The sequence below is a fragment of the Ancylobacter gelatini genome (assembly GCF_022601675.1).
In the GTDB taxonomy this organism is placed as follows: domain Bacteria; phylum Pseudomonadota; class Alphaproteobacteria; order Rhizobiales; family Xanthobacteraceae; genus Ancylobacter; species Ancylobacter gelatini.
Genome location: NZ_JAKVIL010000002.1, coordinates 557,975 through 578,290, shown reverse-complemented (window position 1 = coordinate 578,290; position 20,316 = coordinate 557,975). Strand labels below are relative to the sequence as shown.

Genomic DNA, 20,316 nt, shown 5'->3' with positions numbered 1-20,316 from the left:
CATGCACAAAACTCTCCTCCTCGCCGCCTGCCTCGCCGTGCTCGCCCCGATGGCCCTGACGTCCGCGCCCGCAGCGGCCGCCAGCCTGATGCCCGCCGCCTGCCCCAGCGCCAAGGTGACGAGCAAGCTCACCGCTCCGCTCGCCCGGCTCGCGGCGCGGCTGCGTGCCGGCGAGCCGGTGACCATCGTCGCCATTGGCTCCTCCTCGACCGCCGGCGCGGGCTCGACAGCGCCCGAACTCAGCTATCCGAGCCGGCTGCAGGCGGTGCTGAAAGAGCGCTTCCCGGGCGCCGCCATCACTGTGGTCAATCGCGGCATCAACGGGCAGGACGCGCCCGAGATGCTGGCGCGCTTCGAGCGCGACGTCGCCGCCTATCAGCCCAATCTCGTGCTGTGGCAGGCCGGCGTGAACGCGCTGTTTCGCGCGAACGGCATCAACGCCGCCGAACAATTGCTGCGCGACGCGGTGCAGCGCACGCGCGCGATCGGCGCCGACATGCTGATCATCGATCCGCAATATGCCCCGCGCGTTGCAGCCGATTCCGACACCGCCGCCATGCTGCGTCTGATGGACAAGGTGGGCGCCGAGGAAGGCGTCGGCGTGTTCCATCGCTACGCGCTGATGCGCGACTGGCACGAAAGCGCCGGTCTGGCCTATGAGACCTTCCTGTGGAAGGACAGCTTCCACATGAACGACTGGGGCTATGACTGCTTCGCGCGCGATCTCGGCCGGGCGATGACCGCCAATATCGAGGCCCAGCAGCGCTCGGCGGATGTGTCGCCCACAACCAAGCTCGTCCCTGCGACCGTGCCGACGCCGGCCTCCGCCGTCACACCCTGAGGCCGAAGCGCGGTTCAGTCCTCGCCGCGGTCGGAAAACGCGCCGCCGAAACGCTTCATCACCGCCTCGCGGGCGGCGAGCACGCGCTTTTCGTAATCCTCGGCCATCGGCTCGGTCAGCACGCTCTCCAGCCCGGCGAGCAGCGCCCAGAGCGCGGGAATTTCCGCCTCGTCGTCGATGAAGTCGAGCAGCACCTCGCCGTCGCCGTCATCGACGGTGCGCGAGAGGAATTCGAACAGCACCACCGCCACCGACCGGTCGACGACCAGCGTGATTTCGTCGGACGGCTTTTCGGCGCGCGGGCGTTCGGCCATGGGTCGCTCCTCATGAGGCGGGCCGCGGGGCGCGGCCGCCAGCGGCAATCGTTCGCTCATCTTCCTTAGAGCCCTTCCCGTTCGGAGGGAACATCCGAACGGGAAGGAATTGCTCCGGGACGAGGCCCCCACGCCCGCGCCAGCTTTCCTGAACGCGCGTGCTTGCATTCGGCGCGCCGTCATGCTGCTGCTGCCTCGTCGACAAGGGAGAGGCCGATGGCGGTGACCGACGATCTGAAGACGGTGCGCGACTACGTGCGCCATGCGGTAAGCCGCTTCAACGCGGCGGGCCTCGCCTTCGGCCACGGCACCACCACCGCGCTGGACGAAGCCGCCTTCATGGTGCTGGAGGCGCTGCGCCTTCCCGTCGACGATCTCTCGCCCTGGCTCGATGCGCGGCTGACGCGGGAGGAGCGCGAGCATGTCGCCGCCCTGATCGAGGCACGCTGCACCACACGCAAGCCGGCCGCCTATCTGCTCGGCCGCACCTATATTCGCGGCGTGCCGTTCAAGAGCGACGAGCGCGCCATCGTGCCGCGCTCCTTCATCGGCGAATTGCTGGCCGGCGAACTGTTCGGCGGCGAGGGCTTCGCGCTGGTGGACGACGTCGAATCGGTCGGCCGCGCGCTCGACCTGTGCACCGGCTCCGGCTGCCTCGCCATCCTCGCCGCCATGATCTTCCCCCACGCGCAGGTCGATGCCGTCGACATCTCGCCCAAGGCCCTCTCGCTCGCCCGCGAGAACGTCGCCGAGCATGCGATGGAGGACCGGGTTAGCCTGATCGAGGGCGACCTGTTCGGCCCGCTGCAGGGCCGTCTCTACGACCTGATCATCACCAACCCGCCCTATGTCGACGCCGAGGCCATGGCGTCGCTGCCGCAGGAATACCGGCACGAACCGACGCTGGCCTTCGACGGCGGGCCGGACGGGCTCGACATCGTGCGCCGCATCCTCACCGAAGCCCCCGCGCACCTCACCGCGCGCGGCGGCATCATCTGCGAGATCGGCACGGGCAAGGAAGTGCTGGAGGCCGAATTTCCGCACCTGCCCTTCCTGTGGCTCGACACCGAGGACAGCGAGGGCGAGGTGTTCTGGCTCTCCGGCCGCGACATCGGCGCCGGCAAGGACCCGCGCGTCATCAGCCGCATGCCGCGTTAGGCGCCGGGCGCCAGCGCGTGCAGGGCGAGGGCCGAGACGCGGGCCTGCACCGCCCGCCGGTCGACGCCGTGCGGGTCGCACCAGATGTCGGGCTCGCGTTCCTTGCCGAGCGCGGTACCCTCGGCCAGCAGCACGTAATGGCCGATATCCGTGCCGAGGCGCTCCAGCGTGGCGTTGGGCAGGTGTTGATGAAGCCAGTGCGCGCAGTCATGTGCCGGCGCCTCGCGATCGGCGTCGCCCACTGCCAGCGCCACTGGCCGCTCGATTGCGCGCAGGCTCTCAAGGGTGAAGGCCCGCACTGTCGGCGCCGGCGCCAGGGCCAGCACCGCCTTGACCCGCGCGTCGCGGCACGATGTTGACTGCCGCTCCCATGAGGTGCGGAACACCGCGCTTCCCTCCAGCAGCGGCGCGACGCGGCGCGCGAGATCGGGAAACTCGCGCGGCCCGTCGCCGAACCCGCGCGCCGTCGCGAAATCGCGGAACAAGTCCATCCGCGTGATCGCGCCCAGCAGCGCGACGACGCTGTAGCCACCAAGCGAGAAGCCGGCCGCCGTCACCCGTCCAAGGTCGAGCCGCCCCGCGAACGGCTCGCGCGCGACCAGCAGGTCCAGCGCACAGGACAAGTCGCGCGGACGCTCCCACCAGCACAGGAACCCCTCGGCGCGATGGCGCTCGCTCGACGTGTTGCCGTGGTGGTCGACGCCGATCACCACATGGCCGGCGGAGGCGAGCGCACCGGCCAGCCAGCCAAGGCTCGCCGCGCTGCCGCCCGTGCCGTGCGAGAGCAGGACGACGGGAAAGGGCGCGGCGGCTTCGGCCAGCGCGGCATCGGGTGCGACCACGCCCATCAGGAACAGCGGCCGCTGCGGCGGCAGCTCCATCATCCCGACCTGCGCGTCCGCGGGTGCCGGGTACCACGCCGCCCAGCGCAGAGGCCTCGGGCCGTTGCCGGACCAGTCGCGCCGCGTCTCGTCCTGAAGAAGGCCCGTGCGAAACCCGACCTTGAACACGCCGCTACCCCCCGCGCTTCATGTGCTCCAGCACCTGCGCGTCCGGCCAGCAGTCCAGCGTCAGGCCGTTGGCCTTCTGATAGGCGCCGAGTGCGGAGCGGGTGAGCATGCCGGCCTTGCCGTCGATCTTGTCGGCATAGAGACCCCGGCGCGCCAGCTCCTTCTGCATGAATTCGAGGTCGCGGGTCTTCACCAGCGAAATGTCCTTCCACCCCTGCGCGAAGGGCTTGTCGTCCTCGATGCGGTCGGCGAGATGGCCGACATAGAGCACGTAGAGGTCCGCGAAATTGTAGCTCTTCAGCGCGAAATAATTGGCCGGGGTGAGGAATACCGGCCCATAGGGACCGGCGGGCATAATGATCGAAGCCTCGTCCTTCAAGGCGGACGCAGGAATGCGCCGGCCATCGGCCACCTTCACACCGCGCTTGAGCCAGTCGCCGATGGACAGCGTGTAGCCGGGCTCGGCCAGCGTGCAGTCGAAGCCGGACGGTACCGTGATCTCATAGGCCCAGCGCTTGCCCGCCCGCCAGCCCTTCTCCTTGAGCAGGCTAGCCGTCGCGGCCAGCGCTTCCGGCACGGAGGACCAGATATTGGCGGTGCCGTCGCCGTCGAGATCGACGCCGTATTTCAGATAGCCGGTCGGCAGGAACTGAGTGTGCCCCATCGCGCCGGCCCAGGAGCTCTTCATCTGCGCGCGGGCGACGTGCCCTTCGTCGAGGATTTTCAGGGCGGCGAGGAATTCGCCCTGGAACTCGTCCTTACGGCGACCGACATAGGCCTGCGTCGCCAGCACGCGCAGCGCGTCGTGGCTCAGCTTGGCGCCGCCATAAGCGGTCTCGCGCGCCCAGATCGCCAGCAGAACCGACCCCGGCACGCCGAAGCGCTTCTCGATGGCGGAAAGCTCGGCACGGTACTGGCTCGCGAGTTTGCGCCCGCGCGCGGCGAGTTGGCCGATGGCCTTGTCGGAGACATAGGCCGCGGGGGTCTGGACGAACTCGGCCTGCCCGTCCGGCTTCCTCGGCTTGCCGGGAATGGCGAGGTCGGGGAGCGAATAGTCGGGTTCCAGCCCTTTCGTCTCGCGCTCGAAAGTGGCGCGGGAAATCCCCATCGCCTGCGCCGCCGGCCATTGCGCGGCGAGCCAGCGATCGAAGCCGGCATCGGCACGGGCAGCGGCGGGGGCCAGCACGAGCGCCAGCAGAGCGGCGGAGCGGATGGCGAGGCGGCGAAGCATGATACCCATGGCTCAGGGATAGCTAAAACCGGCAAGGCTGTGAACCGTAACGAGCGGCCAGCCCGATCACGCCTGCCGGCGCGAGGCACTCCCCGCGCCGCGAACGGGCCTCAGCGCACCGCCACGATGAACAGGCGCGGGAAGCGCAGCAGGACCTTGCCGTCGACGCGCTCGGGATAGGCCTGTGCGATGCGCGCACCGTAATCGGCGAGATAGGCCTCGCGCTCTTCAGCCGAGAGCGGATCGAGAAAGGTGCGCAGCCCGGTCGATTTGAACCACTCAACAATCGCCGGTGCGCCGTCGAGCGGGTGGTAATAATAGGTGTGCCAGATGTCGAGGTGGCGGCAGAGCGGCTTCAGGCGGTTGTAGTAATCGCCCACGCTCGGCAGTTCCTCGCGCGTGGCGCGGCCGATCTTGTCGGCCCAAGGCCCGGACTCCGCCGCCTCGACCATCAGCCGGTGCGAGGGCTCTTGCACATTGTCCGGCATCTGCACGGCGAGAGCGCCGCCTTTGGGCAGTCCGGCGAGCAGGCGCTCCAGTATCGCCGGATGATCCGGCAGCCACTGGAACACCGCATTGGCGAACAGCACCTCGGTCCCCTCCGGCGCCTGCCAGCTGGCGATGTCGCCCTGCTCGAAGCGGGCGGCCGGCAGGCGGGCCTGCGCCTTGGCGATCATGTTGGGCGAACTGTCCATGCCGATGAGGTCGGCATCGGGCCAGCGCTCGGCCAGAAGCTCGGTGGAATTGCCCGGCCCGCAGCCGATATCCACCACACGGCGGGGATGGCTGAGCGGAATGCGGGCCAGAAGATCGCGCGGCGGGCGGGTGCGCTCGTCCTCGAACTTCAGATAGAGGTTGGGATTCCAGTCTTCATTCGCACTGCGCATGATCTCGCCGCCTCGCCTGTTGCGCGCGGAACATGACGGAGGCCGGGACAACTGCCAAGCCGCCGCATTCGGCAGCCGGGAGAGAATTTATCCTTTGTTCGCGTCCGGGACAGAAGAAAAATCCACCTCGTAGAGGCGCCGCGCCGCGCGCACCCTCCTGTCGGTGCGCAGCGGGCGCACATGGCCGAGCTGCCACGCCAGCCATCCTTCCTCGAACGAGCCGGCGCAGGCGGCCGCCATGTCGTCGAGGGTGAACGGGCGCACCCGCATGACCCTGACGAGGGCGACCGGGACGCCGTCCTCATCCTCCTCGCCGTCGCGATGCAGAAAGCGGCCATTCTCGACGATCAGCAGATCCTCGGACGGGTGCAGATCCGGCGACCAGCCGCGCACTTCCAAGGTCTTGCGACCCGTCGCGATCAGGCTTCCGCCCGGCCGCACGATCGACAGCGCCTTGATCATCCGATCCCGCCAGCCCCGGCCCGCGAAGCACAAGCCGGCGCGGATCGCTCCGGCCGGCTTTTCCTCAGCGCGTCAGCTTCTTGTGCTTCATCCGGTGCGGGACGATTTCGTCGACGCCGAGGCGGCGCTTCTTGTCTTCCTCGTAGTCGTGGAAGTTGCCCTCGAACCACTCGACATGGCCGTCGCCCTCGAAGGCGAGCATGTGGGTGGCGATACGGTCGAGGAAGAAGCGGTCATGCGAGATGATGACCGCGCAGCCGGCGAAGTCTTCCAGCGCCTCTTCCAGCGCGCGCAGCGTCTCGACGTCGAGATCGTTGGTCGGCTCGTCAAGGAGCAGGACATTCGCCCCTTGCTGCAAGATCCGGGCGAGGTGCACGCGGTTACGCTCACCACCCGAGAGCATGCCGACCTTCTTCTGCTGGTCGCCGCCCTTGAAGTTGAAGGCGCCGCAATAGGCGCGCGAATTGATCTCGCGCTTGCCGAGATAGAGGATCTCGTTGCCGCCGGAGATTTCCTCCCACACGGTCTTCTTGTCGTTCAGCGCGTCGCGGTTCTGGTCGACATAGCCGAGCTGCACGCTGTCGCCGACCTTGATCTCGCCGGCATCCGGGGCTTCCAGGCCGTTGATCATGCGGAACAGCGTGGTCTTGCCCGCGCCGTTGGGGCCGATGACGCCGACGATACCGCCGGGCGGCAGCTTGAAGGACAGATCCTCGATCAGCAGCTTGTCGCCGAACGACTTGGTCAGGCCGTTGAACTCGATGACGTTGTTGCCGAGGCGCTCGGACACCGGAATGACGATCTGCGCGGTCGTCGGCCCCTTCTCGGAGGCCTTCTTGACCAGTTCGTCATAGCGCTGGATACGCGCCTTGTTCTTGGCCTGACGGGCCTTCGGGGAGGCCCCCATCCACTCCGCCTCGGAGGCAATCGCGCGCTGGCGGGCCTCGTCCTCGCGATTTTCCTGCGCCATGCGCTTGGCCTTCTGCGAAAGCCACGAGGAATAGTTGCCCTCATAGGGAATGCCGCGGCCGCGATCGAGTTCGAGGATCCAGCCGGTCACATTGTCGAGGAAGTAGCGGTCATGGGTGACGATGAGGATCGCGCCCGGATAGGTGCGCAGATGGCCTTCCAGCCAGTTGGTGGTCTCGGCGTCGAGATGGTTGGTCGGCTCGTCGAGCAGCAGCAATTCGGGCTGCGAGAGCAGCAGCTGGCACAGCGCGACGCGGCGCCGCTCGCCGCCCGAGAGCTTGGAGACGTCGGAGCCCTCCTCCGGGCAGCCGAGCGCGTCCATCGCCTGGTCGATCTTGCTGTCGAGATCCCACAGGCCCTGGCCTTCGATTTCGTCCTGGAGCGCGGTCATTTCGTCCGCGGTCTCGTCCGAATAGTTCATGGCGAGTTCGTTGTAGCGGTCGAGGATCGCCTTCTGCTTGGCGACGCCGAGCATGACGTTCTCGCGCACCGACAGGGCGGGATCGAGCAGCGGCTCCTGCGGCAGATAACCCACGCGGGCGCCTTCCGCGACCCAGGCCTCGCCGGAGAAGTCCTTGTCGAGGCCGGCCATGATCTTGAGCAGGGTCGACTTGCCCGAGCCGTTGGGCCCGAGAATGCCGATCTTGGCCGTCGGGTAGAAGGAGAGGTGCACGTTGTCGAGCACCTTCTTGCCGCCCGGATAGGCCTTGGACATGCCATGCATGTGGTAGACGTACTGGTACGAAGCCATCGTGCGAAGTTCCTGCGCGGTCGCGCGTCTCGGGCCAAGCGCGGGCTGGGCCGCCAAACGGGAATGGGTTGGGCGCTATGTAACCCCCGCGCCCCGCAGCGGCAAGGCCACAGCGTTGCAACTCCTCGGTCAGCGGTACGGTCGCGGTGGCATCGCGTCGCGGACGCCTTGTCATAGGTCAAGCCGCGTACGGCAAAATACCTATAAACGGACCCTCTGAACCCGCATCCGCATCGGACCCCGCCCGCAACATGCTGTCGCAGATTTCTCCCGAAGAGCTCCGCGCACTCTGTCTGGATTTCCCGGTCGCCGCCTGCCTCGTCGACCGCAACCGACGTTTTCTCGCGGCCAATCGCGAATATGCCCGGCTGATCGGCTTTTCAGGCGCCCGCCTGGTCGGGCGCCGCGCGCTCGACGTGTGCGGGCCGGAGATCGATGCGCGGATGCAGCGGGATTTCGAGGTCTTCGACGCCGGCGGGCAGGTGCCGAACCATGAGCTGGACTTTGCCGGCAAGGTTCATCTGGTGGCGGCGCGGGCGATCCGGCCCGCCACCGGCGACCATGTTGTCGCCCTCTGCGTCGCGCTCACGGACATCACCGAGCAGAAGCGGCTCGAATGTCGGCTCGCCGCCGCCAACGCCCAGCTCAGCGACGCCAATCGCCGGCTTTCCGAGGCCGCGCGGACCGACGCGCTGACGGGGCTGTGGAACCGCCACGCGCTGGAGGAACTGCTGCCGCAGGAGATCGGGCGCAGCCGGCGCGCGGGTGTGCCGCTGTCGGTGCTGATGGTCGATGTCGACCGCTTCAAAGAATATAACGACCGCTACGGGCATCTGGCCGGCGACGAAGCGCTACGGGCGGTGGCACACGCCATGCGCGGCGCGCTCCGCCATCCCGGCGACCTTGCCGCCCGCTATGGCGGCGAGGAATTCGTCATTGTGCTGCCCGGCACCGATTCCGACGGCGCGATCGTGGTCGCGACCAATGTTCGGGCCGCGATCCGCACGGCGGCCATCCCCCATGCCGGCAGCGCCGTGGGCATCGTCACCGCAAGCATCGGCGTCGCCAGCGTCGCGAACATCCCGCGCACCGCCGAGGTCGCGTTGATCCGCACCCGTTTGATCGACGGCGCGGACCAGGCGCTCTACGCGGTGAAGGCAACGACGCGGGACGGCATCTGGCTGCACCCGACCGGCATCGGTGACGGCCCCGGCTGAGCCCCCACCGCCGCCTCGTGCCGAGCGCCCAATTTTTTTGCCGTGGTAATGGAACGCCATGACGCTTCGCACGTTAACCGGTGAACGGAAGGGTGGGCGGCAAGAGGCTACCTTGATACCTTTTCGTGCACGATCATGGTGGACAGGGCGCGACGGGCGCCAGCGAGGAAGGTATCGGGACACAGCATGCAACCACTCCCCCAGAGCGATTGGGCCCTGTTTCTCGATATCGATGGCACGCTCATCGAACATGCCGACCACCCCGAGGGGGTGACCATCCCCACCAGCCTGCCCGGACTTTTGACCGACCTTCAGGTCGCGCTTGGCGGCGCGGTGGCGCTTATCTCCGGCCGCACCATCGACTGGATGGACCAGCGCTTCGCACCGGCGCGGCTGGCGGCATCCGGCCAGCACGGCGCGGAAGTGCGGCTCGCCCCGGATGCGCCCTCCGTCCCCATCCCCACGCCGAAATGGCGCAAGCCGCTGGAGCAGGCGCTGGACCGCGAGCTCGCGGCGTGGCCCGGCGTGTTCGTCGAGCACAAGCCGTTGTCGCTGGCGGTACATTTTCGCGCGGTGCCGGACGCCGCCAACGAGATCATGCAGCGCGTCACCGATATCGGCCAGGGCCTCGACGGCAGCGTCGAATTCCTCAGGGGCCGCTTCGTCATCGAGGTCCGCCAGGGCGGCCACGACAAGGGCACGGCGGTCGACACGCTGATGAAGACCGCGATCTTCACGGGTCGCCTGCCGGTGTTCCTCGGCGACGACGTGACCGACGAGGATGGCTTCCGCGCCGCGCGAGCGAGCGGCGGGCTTGCCGTCGCGGTCGGCCCGCGCGCCACGCAGCAGGCCGATTTCCGCCTGGCGACGCCTAAGGATGTGCGCGAATGGCTCACCCGGATTCCCCAATCGCTGGAGACAGTCGCCCCGTGAGCGCCGATCTGAACCTCGCCGCCATCGGCAATGGCACCATTGCCGCACTGATCGACAAGAATGGGCGCCTCGCCTGGTGCTGCTGGCCACGGATCGACGGCGATCCGATCTTTTCCTCGCTGCTCGGCGGCGAGGAACCGACGGGCGGCTTCTTCGACGTGACGCTCGATGGCCAGACCAAGGCGACGCGGCGCTACCAGCCCAACACCGCGATCATCGAGACCATTCTCGAAAATGCGGACGGCGCGAAGCTGCGGGTGACCGACTTCGCCCCGCGCTTCAAGCTCTACGACCGCATCTACCGCCCTTCGATGCTGGTGCGCCGCATCGAGCCGCTGGAAGGCACCTGCCGGGTCACCATCCGCCTGCGCCCGCATTTCCAATGGGGCGCGCAGAGCCCGAAGCCGGTGCGCGGCAGCAACCATATGCGCTTTGCCGGCGAGGACTTCACCGTCCGCGCCACGACGGATCTGCCCATCGTCTATGTGGCGGAGGAACGCCCCTTCGTGCTGAGCCGGCCGGCGACGCTGGTGCTTGGCCCCGACGAGCCCTTCGCGTCGAGCATTGCCGAGACCGCGCGCGGTTTCGAGGAAAAGACCCGCGACTATTGGTGGGAATGGGTGCGCTATCTCTCCATTCCCTTCGAGTGGCAGGAGGCGGTGATCCGCGCCGCCATCTCGCTGAAGCTGTGCGCCTATGAGGAGACCGGCGGCATCGTCGCCGCGCTCACCACCTCGATCCCCGAGGCGCCGCACTCGATCCGCAACTGGGACTACCGCCATTGCTGGCTGCGGGATTCCTACTTCACCGTACGCGCGCTCAACATGCTGGGCGCCACCCGCACGATGGAGGACTTCATCCGCTACCTGACGACGGTGATCGCCTCGGACCCGTCCGGTCGGCTCGCGCCGGTCTATTCCATCGTGCCGGGCACGCCGCTTGAGGAGCGCTTCGCCGAATCGCTGCCGGGCTTTCGCGGCATGGGGCCGGTGCGGGTCGGCAACCAGGCGGCGGAACAGGTCCAGAATGACGGCTACGGCCATGTGGTGCTCGCCGCCGCGCAGATGTTCTTCGACCACCGCCTGCCCAATCGCGGCGACGAGGCGCTGTTCCGCCTGCTGGAGGGGGTCGGCGCACGCGCGGTCGAGTTCGCCTTCGAGCCGGATGCCGGCCTGTGGGAACTGCGCGGCAAACGGCGCATCCACACCTTCTCGGCGGTGATGAGCTGGGCGGCGTGCGACCGGCTCAAGCGCATCGCCCGCGTGCTGGAACTTCCCGATCGCGCCACCTACTGGGCGGAGGAGGCGCGCAAGATCCGCGAGCGCATCCTTTCCTTCGCCTGGAACGAGAAGATGGGCAGCTTCGTCGACGCCGACAGTGACGGTCAGCTCGATGCCAGCCTGCTGCTGCTGGCGGAACTGGGCTTCGTGCGCCCCGACGATGCCCGCTATGTCGCCACCGTCGAAGCCATCGGCCGCGAACTCAAGCGCAACGGCTACCTCATGCGCTATGCCGGCGAAGATGATTTCGGACTGCCTGAAACTTCCTTCACCATTTGTTCGTTCTGGTACGCGGGCGCGCTCGATCTGATCGGGCGCCGCGAGGAAGCCCGCGAGATGTTCACCAGCCTGCTGGCGCGCCGCAACGAGGCGGGCCTGCTGTCGGAAGACATCGACAACCAGACCCTGGAGCTGTGGGGCAATATTCCCCAGACCTACTCCATGGTCGGCCTGATCGACACGGCGATGCGCCTGTCGAAAACCTGGGAGGAAGCGTTCTGGCGAGGCTCGTAATCGTTTCAAATCGTGTGGCATCGCCCAAGGAACGCGCGGCCAAGGCCGGCGGACTGGCGGTTGCCCTGCGCGAGGCGCTCGGCCGTCAGGGCGGGCTGTGGTTCGGCTGGAGCGGGGAAACCGAGGTCAACCCGCCCACCGAGCCGAAGATCTTCCGCTCGGGTCGCGTGACCTACGCGCTCCAGACCCTCGACCCGGAGGAACAGCACGCTCATTACGCCGGCTATGCCAATGGCACGCTGTGGCCGCTGTGCCATTACCGGCTCGGCGCCCTGAGTTACCGGCGCACCGACTGGGAGGGCTACCGGCGGGTCAACGACACGTTCGCGCGCTCGCTGATGCCGCTGCTGAAGCCCGACGACGTGGTGTGGGTGCACGACTATCACTTCATCCCGCTGGCCAGTGCCTTGCGCGAGCTCGGCTTCAAGGGGTTGATCGGCTATTTCCACCACATCCCGTGGCCGACACCGGACGTCTTCCTCACCCTGCCCTCCCATGCCGCCCTGGTGGAGGACCTGTCGCAATATGATCTTGTCGGCCTGCAGACCGAGAACGATGTCCGCGCGCTGCTGACCTATATTTCCTCCGAAGCGCGCGGCTGGATCGCGCCGGGCGGCGTGGTCGGGCTGAAGGAACGACGGTTCCGGGTCGCCGCCTATCCGATCGGGATCGATACCGAGGCCTTCGTCAAGGATGCCAAGGCGGCCGTCACCGGCGAGGAAATGGAGCGGCTGCACAGCAGCCTCGCCGGGCGCACGCTGGCCGTCGGCGTCGACCGGCTCGACTATTCCAAGGGCCTGCCCAACAAGTTCAACGCCTTTGGCGAGTTGCTGAAAAGCCGCCCGGAGCACCGCTCCAAGGTGACGATGATGCAGGTCGCGCCGGTGAGCCGCGGCGAGGTCGCCGAATATCGCGCCCTGCGGCGCGAACTGGAGGAACTGGCCGGCGCGATCAATGGCGAATATGCCGAGTTCGACTGGGTGCCGCTGCGCTACCTCAACCGGCCTCTGGCTCGGCCGACGCTGGCGGCGATCTATCGCTCGTCGCGCATCGGCCTGGTGACGCCGCTCCGCGACGGCATGAACCTCGTCGCCAAGGAATACGTCGCCGCCCAGAACCCGAAGAACCCGGGTGTCCTCGTGCTTTCGCGCTTCGCGGGCGCGGCCAATGAATTGTCCGGGGCACTCATGGTGAACCCCTACGACATCGAGGGCATGGCCGACATGCTGGACCTCGCGCTTGCCATGCCGCTGGAGGAGCGGCAGGAGCGCTGGCGGGCCAATATGGCGGTGGTCGAGGCCAACACCATCCACAAATGGTGCGACACTTTCCTCGACGACCTCGCCCACACGGTTGATCGTCTCGGCGAATTGCCGGAACATTCGCGGGCGGCGGCGCGACAGTGAAGAGGCCCATGCATCGCTCGTTCCAGACGTAGGATACCCGCATGTGGAGCCCTCCCCCGCCCCCGAAGAACGAGGCGGCAAGGCTGGTCGCGCTGGAAGCCTGCGGCATCATGGATACGCCGCCCGAGGAGCGGTTCGACCGGCTCACCCGGCTGGCCCAGCGCGTCTACAATGCAGATGTCGCGTTTATCGGCTTCATCGACGCGCACCATCAGTGGATGAAGTCGGTCACCACCGCCGACATTGCCCCGTCCATCGAGCGCCGCAAGTCGGTGTGCCAGCACGTCGTCTCCAGCGGCCAGCCGCTTGTGGTCCGGGATTTTCGCACCGATAGCGCTTTCGAGGGCCATCCCGTGGCGCCGCGGCTGCCGCTACGCTTCTATGCCGGGGTGCCGATCCGGCTGACGCCGGATCTGGTGGTCGGCTCGCTCTGCGTGCTGCGCCGGGAGCCGGCGGCGGATGGCGAGGCGATCGACCTCGCCGCGCTGGAGGATATCGCCGCCATCGCCGTCGACGAGATCGAACTGCGGCAGATGAACCAGGCCTTGACCCGGCTCACCCGCATCGACGCCCTGACCGGCCTCGCCAATCGTCGCGGCTTCGATGAGGCGCTTGAACGCGCGGTGGTGCGCTGCCGGCGCACCAGCGAGCCGCTGTCGCTCGCCATGATCGACATCGACCACTTCAAGGTGGTGAACGACACGCTGGGCCACCCCGCCGGCGACGAGGCGCTGCGGCGGCTCGCGACCACCCTGCCGCACGCCTTCCGGCGAACGGACGACGTGATCGCGCGCTATGGCGGCGAGGAATTCGCCGTCATCTTTCCTTCAGGCACGGAGGAGGCCGCGCGGGAGGCCGGGGAACGGTTGCGCGCGGAACTCAAGGCCGTCGCCATCCCCCATCCCACGCGCGGGATCGTGACGGTGAGTGTCGGCATCGCGACCCAGATCGGCGGAGACCTTGCGGCCGAGACGCTGATCGCCGACGCCGATGCAGCGCTCTACGCCGCCAAGCGCCAGGGCCGAGACCGGGTGCTGCACCGTTCCGCCGCCGGCTGATCGTTGCCGCGTCTCACGCCCCGATATCGTCGCCCGAATTCGGCAGCCAGCGCACCGACATCGCAAAGCGTCGCTCGGCGCCGGGCTCGATGAGGACGAGGCCCGGCTTGTCGGCGAAGGCGACCGGCCCGTCCTCCGCCGAGGCATAGCCCTGCCACGGCTCGATGCACAGGAAGGGTGCGCCGGGCTTCGACCAGAGGCCGAGATGCGGCATGTCCGGGAACGCGACCTCGATCCCCGGCTGGCCCGGCACGCCGAAGCGGATATGGCGCGAGCGCAGATGGGTGAAGATCAGCGCATCGCGCTCGAACATCGCGTCGTCGGGCGTCATCACCGCGTCCATCGCCGGATTGGGCTCGGTCTCGCGCGAAAGCAGTCCACCGACCGGCCGATGGATCGCTTCAACCTCCGCCTTCTCGAACACCACGCGATGCTCGGCCTTCGTGCCACCATAGGGCAGCGGCCACAGGAAGGCCGGGTGAAAGCCGAAGCTCGCCGGCAGCGGCACCGTGCCGGAATTGGTCACGGTCGCGGAGATGGTCAGCGTCGCTTCCTCCAGCGTGTAGGTCACGCGCAGGGCGAAGGCGAAGGGATACTGCTTGAGCGTCTCCTCATCTGAGTCCAGCCCGAACACAGCGCGCGACGGCGAAGCCTCCAGCGTCGCGAAGCTGCGCCGCCGGGCGAAGCCGTGCTGGAGCATCGTGTAGGACTGCCCCTCATGCACCAGCGCATCGCCCGGCAGGCGGCCGACAATCGGGAACAGCAACGGCGCCCGGCCGGTCCAGAACGCCGGATCGCCGTTCCACAAGAGGTCCCGCCCCTCCTTGTCGCGCAGCCGCGACAGTTCAGCACCCAGCGGGCTGACCTCCGCGCTCAGGAGGCTCGACACAAGCTTCACCGGCTGTTCCGACATACAATTCCCCGTCTCGACATCGCGATGGATCAGGTCTAACCGAACCGTTGTGATAGCACTGATTTGCGCTATCCCGCCGATTCCCGTCCACACCATCCGGTTTCATCATGGCCCAGACTCTCGGCCCTGTCGCCGCGCTGTTGCTCGGCGTGTTCTTCCTGGTCACCGGAAGCGGCCTGCAGAACACGCTGCTGCCCTTGCGCGGCGCCTTCGAGGGCTTCAGCGCGGTTGAACTCGGCCTGCTGGGGTCGAGCTATTATCTGGGTTTCGTGACCGGCTGCCTGCTGGTGCCGCATCTGGTGCGTCGCTCCGGCCATATCCGCGCCTTCGCCGCGCTCACCGCCGGCGTGGTGGCCTCGATGATGGCGCATCCGCTCTTCATAGACCCCTTCGTCTGGTACGGGCTGCGCGCGATCACCGGCTTCTGCTTCGCCGGGCTCTATCTCGTCATCGAAAGCTGGCTGAACGACCGCGCCACCAACCAGACGCGCGGCTTCGTCATGAGCGCTTACGTCATCGTCGACTACGCGGCGCTCACCGCCGGCCAGATGATGATCACGCTCTATCCGGTACGCGGCTTTGAACTGTTCGCGCTCGCGACCATCCTGTTCGCGATGGCCACCCTGCCGGTGGCGATGACCAGCGCCGGCCAGCCCGCCCCGATCGAAACCGCGCGAATTCGCATCTGGCACCTGTTGAAGGCGGCGCCGGTAGCGGTGGTGGGCTGCTTCGCCATTGGGCTGACGAATGGCTCGCTCTGGTCGCTCGGCCCGATTTTCGGCATCGGGCGCGGGCTGACCTCCGACGGGGCGGCCACCTTCATGTCGGCGGCCGTAGTCGCCGGCGCGGTGGCGCAATGGCCGATCGGCTATATCTCCGACCGCATGGACCGCCGGCGCATTCTCGCCGCGCTGATGGTCGGCGCCCTGCTCGCGGGCATCGCGCTGGGCGTGTTCCAGTTCGGCCTGCTCGGCCTGTGCATCCTGGCTCTGTTCTACGGCGCGCTGTCTCTGCCGGCCTATTCCCTCGCTGCCGCCCATGCCTATGACCGCACCCTGCCGGCGGAAGCGGTGGAGACCGCAGCCGGCCTGCTGCTGGCCTATGGCATCGGCTCGGTGGTCGGCCCCTCGGTCGCCTCCTTCGGCATGATGCATTACGGCCCCGGCGCGCTGTTCCTGTTCACGGCGGCGTCCCACACCTTCCTGTTGCTGTTCGTGGTGTGGAGCCTGACGTTCCGGGATCGCCCGCCGCCGCATCTGGCCGACAAGCTGGGCGAGACCGCCGCCTCGGCCGCCACCGGCACGGTGCCGATGCCTGAGGGCGAGCCCGATGCCACGCCGTCCCGGATGGCGGCGGCCACCGCCTCGCGTCCCGCCACCCATTTGAAGCCCGCGGCGGCTCCCGCTGCCACGCCGGGGGACGAACCTTATCCCACCGAGCAGGATGGCCGTTCCGACGGCGCGTGACGCTCCAGCGCCTCATCGCTGAACCATCCGCCGCGTGCCGACGTATATCGGTGCGGCAGGAGGAGAAAGACGATGCTCAAATATGCGGTCGGGTTGCTGGTGCTGTCGCTCCTGGCCGGAGCGCTGGGGCTGACCGCGCTCTCGACGCTGGCGCGGCGGATCGCCTTCGGGCTGTTCGCCCTGTTCTTCCTGGGCTTTCTCGCGCTGATCGGCCTCGCCGCTCTGGTCGACGACGCGATGCGCCTGCCCTGAGCACCGCTTGATCCGGATCAAGGCGCCTGCGTGCGAGGGTTCTAAGGTTCCTCCATACCAAAGGAGGACACCATGCCCACGGAAACCGTCATCTTCCTTGCCGTCACGCTCATTGCGTTCGGCGGCTTCGCCGGGACGCTGGCCTATGTCGACATCAGCACCAAGCAGGTGCGCCGGCACAACCACCCGCTTCCGGGCGAATGAGCCCAAGACCGCCGCATCCGGCCCTGCCGATTTAGGGCGGAATGATCTCACATGGGCACTGGCGGGACCGGTGCCCCTCGTCTATATTTCGCGCGCTGGCGGCTCCCGCGCCTCCGGCCGTAAGCGTCCGACGTCAGGCAACGCATCCAACCCGGTCACGGCCGGCGGATGCTGTGCCATCCGGAACGCCGAGACCATCCAATGAGGATGGCCATGCCCTCTCCTTCATCGATCTCCTACAAGCTGCCGGCTCGCTATGCCGGCTTGCTCATGCCCCTTGTGCTCTCTGTGCTGATGACGTTCGTCGTCTCGGCGATTGCGACCCTGCGCAGCCTCGGGGCCGGCGCGGAGTTCCTCGCGACGTGGCCCACGGCCTGGGCGCTGTCGTGGCTCGTCGCCTTCCCCACGCTTCTGGCGGTGTTGCCGCTGGTGCGCCGTATCGTCGGGCTGCTGGTTGAAGCGCCGCAACGCTGACGCCGATGCACCGGCAAAAGAAAAGGCGGCCAAGCGCCGCCTTTTCCGTCCGATGCCGTCAGCAGACCAGCATCACGCCGCGCGCCGCTCATGACGGCCTTCGCGAATTTCCTCGATGATCTTGGCGCAGAAGGCGTCGAGATCGCCGGGGTTGCGCGAGGTGATCAGCCCCTTGTCGGTCACCACCGGCGCGTCTTCCCACTGTGCGCCGGCATTGATGACGTCGGTACGGATCGAGGCGTAGGACGTCATCTTCCGTCCCTTGGCGATCCCTGCCTCTACCAGCAGCCACGGCGCATGGCAGATGGCGGCGACGGTCTTGCCAGCATTGAAGAACGACTTGATCAGGCGAATGGCCTCAGCCTCGACGCGCAGCAGGTCGGGATTGATCTGCCCGCCCGGCAGGACGATCGCGTCGTAATCGCTCTCGCGCGCCTCGCTGAGAGGCTTGTCGACCCGCACCGGGCGCCCCCAGTCCTTCTCGTCCCAACCCTTGATGTCTCCCGTTTCCGGGGAGACGACATCCACCCGCGCGCCCGCCGCGCGCAACTGGTCGCGGGGCACTTCGAGTTCGGACTGCTCGAAACCGTTGGTCGCCAGAATAAGAATGCGCTTGCCGTCCAGAGGACCCGACATGATCGTTCTCCTTGGTTGTTAGGCTCCAAGGACAATGATGCTTCAGCGTTCTTGTTCCAAAATGAGTCGCCCGTCGAAATGGAAACGGCGGACCCGAAGGCCCGCCGTAGAAGAATGCCGATGATGCGGTAATAATCCGCTCAGTTGTCGAGGAAGGACCGCAGCTTACGCGAGCGCGAGGGGTGCTTCAGCTTTCGCAGCGCCTTGGCCTCGATCTGGCGGATACGCTCGCGGGTCACCGAGAACTGCTGGCCGACCTCTTCCAGCGTATGATCAGTGTTCATGCCGATGCCGAAGCGCATGCGCAGCACGCGCTCCTCGCGTGGGGTAAGGCTGGCCAGAACCCGCGTCGTGGTCTCGCGCAGGTTCGACTGGATCGCCGCGTCGATCGGCAGGATCGCGTTCTTGTCCTCGATGAAGTCGCCGAGGTGAGAGTCTTCCTCGTCGCCGATCGGGGTTTCGAGCGAAATCGGCTCCTTGGCGATCTTGAGGACCTTGCGGACCTTCTCCAGCGGCATGCCGAGCTTCTCGGCCAGCTCTTCCGGGGTCGGCTCGCGGCCGATCTCGTGCAGCATCTGGCGCGAGGTGCGCACGATCTTGTTGATCGTCTCGATCATGTGCACCGGAATACGGATGGTGCGCGCCTGATCCGCAATGCTGCGGGTGATGGCCTGCCGGATCCACCATGTCGCATAGGTCGAGAACTTGTAGCCGCGCCGGTACTCGAACTTGTCGACCGCCTTCATCAGGCCGATATTGCCTTCCTGAATGAGGTCGAGGAACTGCAGGCCGCGGTTCGTGTACTTCTTGGCGATGGAGATGACGAGGCGCAGATTGGCCTCCACCATTTCCTTCTTGGCCTGCCGGGCCTCCTTCTCGCCCTTCTGCACCATCTGCACGATCTTGCGGAATTCCTGGATCTCCAGGCCCGTCTCGGTCGCCAGCGTATGGATGTTCGAGCGCAGGTCGCGAATGCCGTCGAGTTCCTGCCCGACAAAGCCCTTCCAGCCACGCGAGGTCAGGTTCTTCACACGGTTGATCCACTTGGGATCAAGCTCGGAGCCCTGATACTGCTTGAGGAAGTCCTCGCGCGAGACGCCGAAGCTCTCGGCCAGACGCATGAGGCGGCCTTCAAGCGACACGAGGCGCTTGTTGATGTCGTAGAGCTGCTCGACGAGGTTGTCGATGCGCGCCTGATTGAGCGACAGCGACTTCACATCGACGATCAGGTCGTCCTTGAGCTTCTTGTACTTGCGATCCTGCGACGGCGTAAGCGTCTCGTTCTTGAGCTTGGACTCGACGTTCTGGTCCTGCAGGCGGCGCAGCTTCTTGTAAGCGTCGGCGATGCGGTCGAAGGTCTCCAGCACCTTCGGCTTGATCTCGGCTTCCATGGCCGCGAGCGACAGGGAGTTCTCCATGTCGTCATCGTCGTCGGAAGCGATGGTCTCACCGAGCGTGGGCTCGCGCTCCTCTTCGGCTTCCGGGGCCAGCGAGCCGCCTTCCACGATCGGGCCGTTCTTCGCCTCAGGCCCGGCATAGGTGGCCTCAAGATCGATGATGTCGCGCAGCAGAACCTTGCCCTCGACCAGCTCGTCCCGCCAGATGATGATGGCCTGGAAGGTCAGCGGGCTCTCGCACAGCCCGGCGATCATCGCCTCGCGGCCGGCCTCGATGCGCTTGGCGATGGCGATTTCGCCCTCGCGGGACAGAAGCTCGACCGAGCCCATCTCACGCAGATACATGCGCACCGGATCGTCGGTGCGCTCGCCGGGCTCGGACTTGGTTTCGGAGCGGATGACCGCGCGCGGCGCCGATTCGGCCAGCTCGCCGCCGGACTCTTCCTCGTCGTCCGCGGCTTCGCTCGTCGCGTTCTCTTCCTGCTCGCCCTCGGCCTCTTCGGCCTCGACCACATTGATGCCCATCTCGTTGAGCATCGCGTAGATGTCCTCGATCTGGTCCGAGGTGTTCTGGTCGGAAGGCAGAACCTCGTTCAGCTCGTCATAGGTGACATAGCCCCGCTTCTTGGCGAGCTTGATCATCTTCCGGACAGCGGCGTCCGAAAGGTCCAGCAACGGGCTATCGGGGGCGTCGCCGTCCTTCTCGGGGGCTTCCGTCGCTTCCGCTGCCTGCTTCGCCATGCGTGTGCTCCTCAACCACCGAAAGCCTTCGCCTCCGGCATCCACCGGCGGCCGTCGTCACGGCGCCGCCTGATCGACCGGCGTTCCGGTCACCCGGATCCGGCAAGAACCGTACCCGCAGCCCACCGGACCACCCAGAAATCGGCCTTCGCCAACCGGCGAAGAACCGACGCAAACAGGGCCACACGCTCCACGGCGTATTT

20 protein-coding genes are annotated in these 20,316 nt (G+C 67.1%); 11 read left to right on the top strand and 9 right to left on the bottom strand.

The window, feature by feature from the left end; translation table 11 throughout:
* Position 1: 1 nt before the first annotated feature.
* Positions 2 to 841 (top strand): SGNH/GDSL hydrolase family protein, encoded by an 840-nt coding sequence (locus tag MKI84_RS05985; protein WP_241617421.1) that lies wholly within the window; start codon positions 2 to 4, stop codon positions 839 to 841.
* A gap of 14 nt (positions 842 to 855) precedes the next feature.
* On the opposite strand, the gene MKI84_RS05980 is transcribed toward MKI84_RS05985, so the two are convergent.
* Positions 856 to 1,155: a hypothetical protein gene (locus MKI84_RS05980; RefSeq protein ID WP_241617420.1), complete on the bottom strand. Its 300-nt coding sequence runs from the start codon at positions 1,153 to 1,155 to the stop codon at positions 856 to 858.
* A 216-nt stretch (positions 1,156 to 1,371) separates the two neighbouring features.
* Here MKI84_RS05980 and prmB point away from each other — a divergent pair, with 216 nt between their 5' ends.
* Positions 1,372 to 2,313 (top strand): 50S ribosomal protein L3 N(5)-glutamine methyltransferase, encoded by a 942-nt coding sequence (gene prmB, locus MKI84_RS05975; RefSeq protein ID WP_241617418.1) that lies wholly within the window; start codon positions 1,372 to 1,374, stop codon positions 2,311 to 2,313.
* Here prmB and MKI84_RS05970 read toward each other — a convergent pair.
* From MKI84_RS05970 to ettA, 5 genes are all read right to left on the bottom strand, one after another.
* Complete coding sequence (locus MKI84_RS05970; protein WP_241617417.1) at positions 2,310 to 3,323, bottom strand: alpha/beta hydrolase family protein; 1,014 nt, start codon at positions 3,321 to 3,323, stop codon at positions 2,310 to 2,312. The two genes, prmB and MKI84_RS05970, sit on opposite strands and share 4 nt — an antisense overlap.
* Positions 3,324 to 3,327: 4 nt before the next feature.
* A complete protein-coding gene (locus MKI84_RS05965) occupies positions 3,328 to 4,554 on the bottom strand; it encodes a lytic murein transglycosylase (RefSeq protein WP_425353797.1) in 1,227 nt (408 codons plus the stop codon).
* Positions 4,555 to 4,664: 110 nt separating this feature from the next.
* Positions 4,665 to 5,441 carry a trans-aconitate 2-methyltransferase gene (tam, locus tag MKI84_RS05960; protein WP_241617413.1) on the bottom strand — a complete coding sequence of 259 codons (777 nt, stop codon included), beginning with the start codon at positions 5,439 to 5,441 and terminating at the stop codon, positions 4,665 to 4,667.
* A gap of 87 nt (positions 5,442 to 5,528) precedes the next feature.
* Positions 5,529 to 5,903, bottom strand: coding sequence for an ASCH domain-containing protein (locus tag MKI84_RS05955; protein ID WP_241617411.1), 375 nt, complete (start codon positions 5,901 to 5,903; stop codon positions 5,529 to 5,531).
* 64 nt (positions 5,904 to 5,967) lie between these two features.
* Entirely contained in the window at positions 5,968 to 7,623 is a 1,656-nt protein-coding gene (ettA, locus tag MKI84_RS05950; RefSeq protein ID WP_241617410.1) for an energy-dependent translational throttle protein EttA, read from the bottom strand.
* A gap of 251 nt (positions 7,624 to 7,874) precedes the next feature.
* Here ettA and MKI84_RS05945 point away from each other — a divergent pair, with 251 nt between their 5' ends.
* The 5 genes from MKI84_RS05945 (at position 7,875) to MKI84_RS05925 (ending at position 14,030) form a co-directional block, all read left to right on the top strand.
* Complete coding sequence (locus MKI84_RS05945) at positions 7,875 to 8,840, top strand: GGDEF domain-containing protein (protein WP_241617407.1); 966 nt, start codon at positions 7,875 to 7,877, stop codon at positions 8,838 to 8,840.
* 186 nt (positions 8,841 to 9,026) lie between these two features.
* Positions 9,027 to 9,773: a trehalose-phosphatase gene (gene otsB, locus MKI84_RS05940; protein ID WP_241617405.1), complete on the top strand. Its 747-nt coding sequence runs from the start codon at positions 9,027 to 9,029 to the stop codon at positions 9,771 to 9,773.
* Positions 9,770 to 11,566, top strand: a complete 1,797-nt coding sequence (locus MKI84_RS05935) for a glycoside hydrolase family 15 protein (RefSeq protein ID WP_241617403.1) — start codon at positions 9,770 to 9,772, stop codon at positions 11,564 to 11,566. The genes otsB and MKI84_RS05935 overlap by 4 nt, the downstream gene beginning before the upstream one ends.
* On the top strand, positions 11,551 to 12,972 hold the full coding sequence (gene otsA / locus MKI84_RS05930) for an alpha,alpha-trehalose-phosphate synthase (UDP-forming) (RefSeq protein ID WP_241617583.1): 1,422 nt from the start codon (positions 11,551 to 11,553) through the stop codon (positions 12,970 to 12,972). The genes MKI84_RS05935 and otsA overlap by 16 nt, the downstream gene beginning before the upstream one ends.
* Before the next feature lie 41 nt (positions 12,973 to 13,013).
* The gene (locus MKI84_RS05925; protein ID WP_241617401.1) at positions 13,014 to 14,030 is read left to right on the top strand and encodes a GGDEF domain-containing protein; all 1,017 of its coding nucleotides are present in this window, start codon (positions 13,014 to 13,016) and stop codon (positions 14,028 to 14,030) included.
* Between the two features lie 13 nt (positions 14,031 to 14,043).
* Here the strand turns inward: MKI84_RS05925 and MKI84_RS05920 are convergent, their stop codons facing one another.
* Positions 14,044 to 14,943 (bottom strand): aldose 1-epimerase family protein, encoded by a 900-nt coding sequence (locus tag MKI84_RS05920; protein ID WP_241617399.1) that lies wholly within the window; start codon positions 14,941 to 14,943, stop codon positions 14,044 to 14,046.
* 107 nt (positions 14,944 to 15,050) lie between these two features.
* Between MKI84_RS05920 and MKI84_RS05915 the strand changes: the two genes are divergently transcribed.
* The 4 genes from MKI84_RS05915 to MKI84_RS05905 all read left to right on the top strand — a co-directional run bounded on the left by MKI84_RS05915 (position 15,051) and on the right by MKI84_RS05905 (position 17,339).
* Positions 15,051 to 16,409, top strand: a complete 1,359-nt coding sequence (locus MKI84_RS05915; RefSeq protein ID WP_241617397.1) for an MFS transporter — start codon at positions 15,051 to 15,053, stop codon at positions 16,407 to 16,409.
* Positions 16,410 to 16,481: 72 nt separating this feature from the next.
* Complete coding sequence (locus MKI84_RS05910; RefSeq protein WP_241617395.1) at positions 16,482 to 16,661, top strand: DUF1328 domain-containing protein; 180 nt, start codon at positions 16,482 to 16,484, stop codon at positions 16,659 to 16,661.
* A gap of 72 nt (positions 16,662 to 16,733) precedes the next feature.
* Positions 16,734 to 16,865, top strand: coding sequence for a hypothetical protein (locus MKI84_RS20640; RefSeq protein WP_281063197.1), 132 nt, complete (start codon positions 16,734 to 16,736; stop codon positions 16,863 to 16,865).
* Between the two features lie 213 nt (positions 16,866 to 17,078).
* Complete coding sequence (locus MKI84_RS05905; protein WP_425353796.1) at positions 17,079 to 17,339, top strand: DUF2798 domain-containing protein; 261 nt, start codon at positions 17,079 to 17,081, stop codon at positions 17,337 to 17,339.
* 72 nt (positions 17,340 to 17,411) lie between these two features.
* Here the strand turns inward: MKI84_RS05905 and MKI84_RS05900 are convergent, their stop codons facing one another.
* Positions 17,412 to 17,975: a type 1 glutamine amidotransferase domain-containing protein gene (locus MKI84_RS05900; RefSeq protein WP_241617394.1), complete on the bottom strand. Its 564-nt coding sequence runs from the start codon at positions 17,973 to 17,975 to the stop codon at positions 17,412 to 17,414.
* Positions 17,976 to 18,115: 140 nt separating this feature from the next.
* Positions 18,116 to 20,113, bottom strand: a complete 1,998-nt coding sequence (gene rpoD / locus MKI84_RS05895) for an RNA polymerase sigma factor RpoD (protein ID WP_241617391.1) — start codon at positions 20,111 to 20,113, stop codon at positions 18,116 to 18,118.
* Positions 20,114 to 20,316 lie beyond the last annotated feature (203 nt).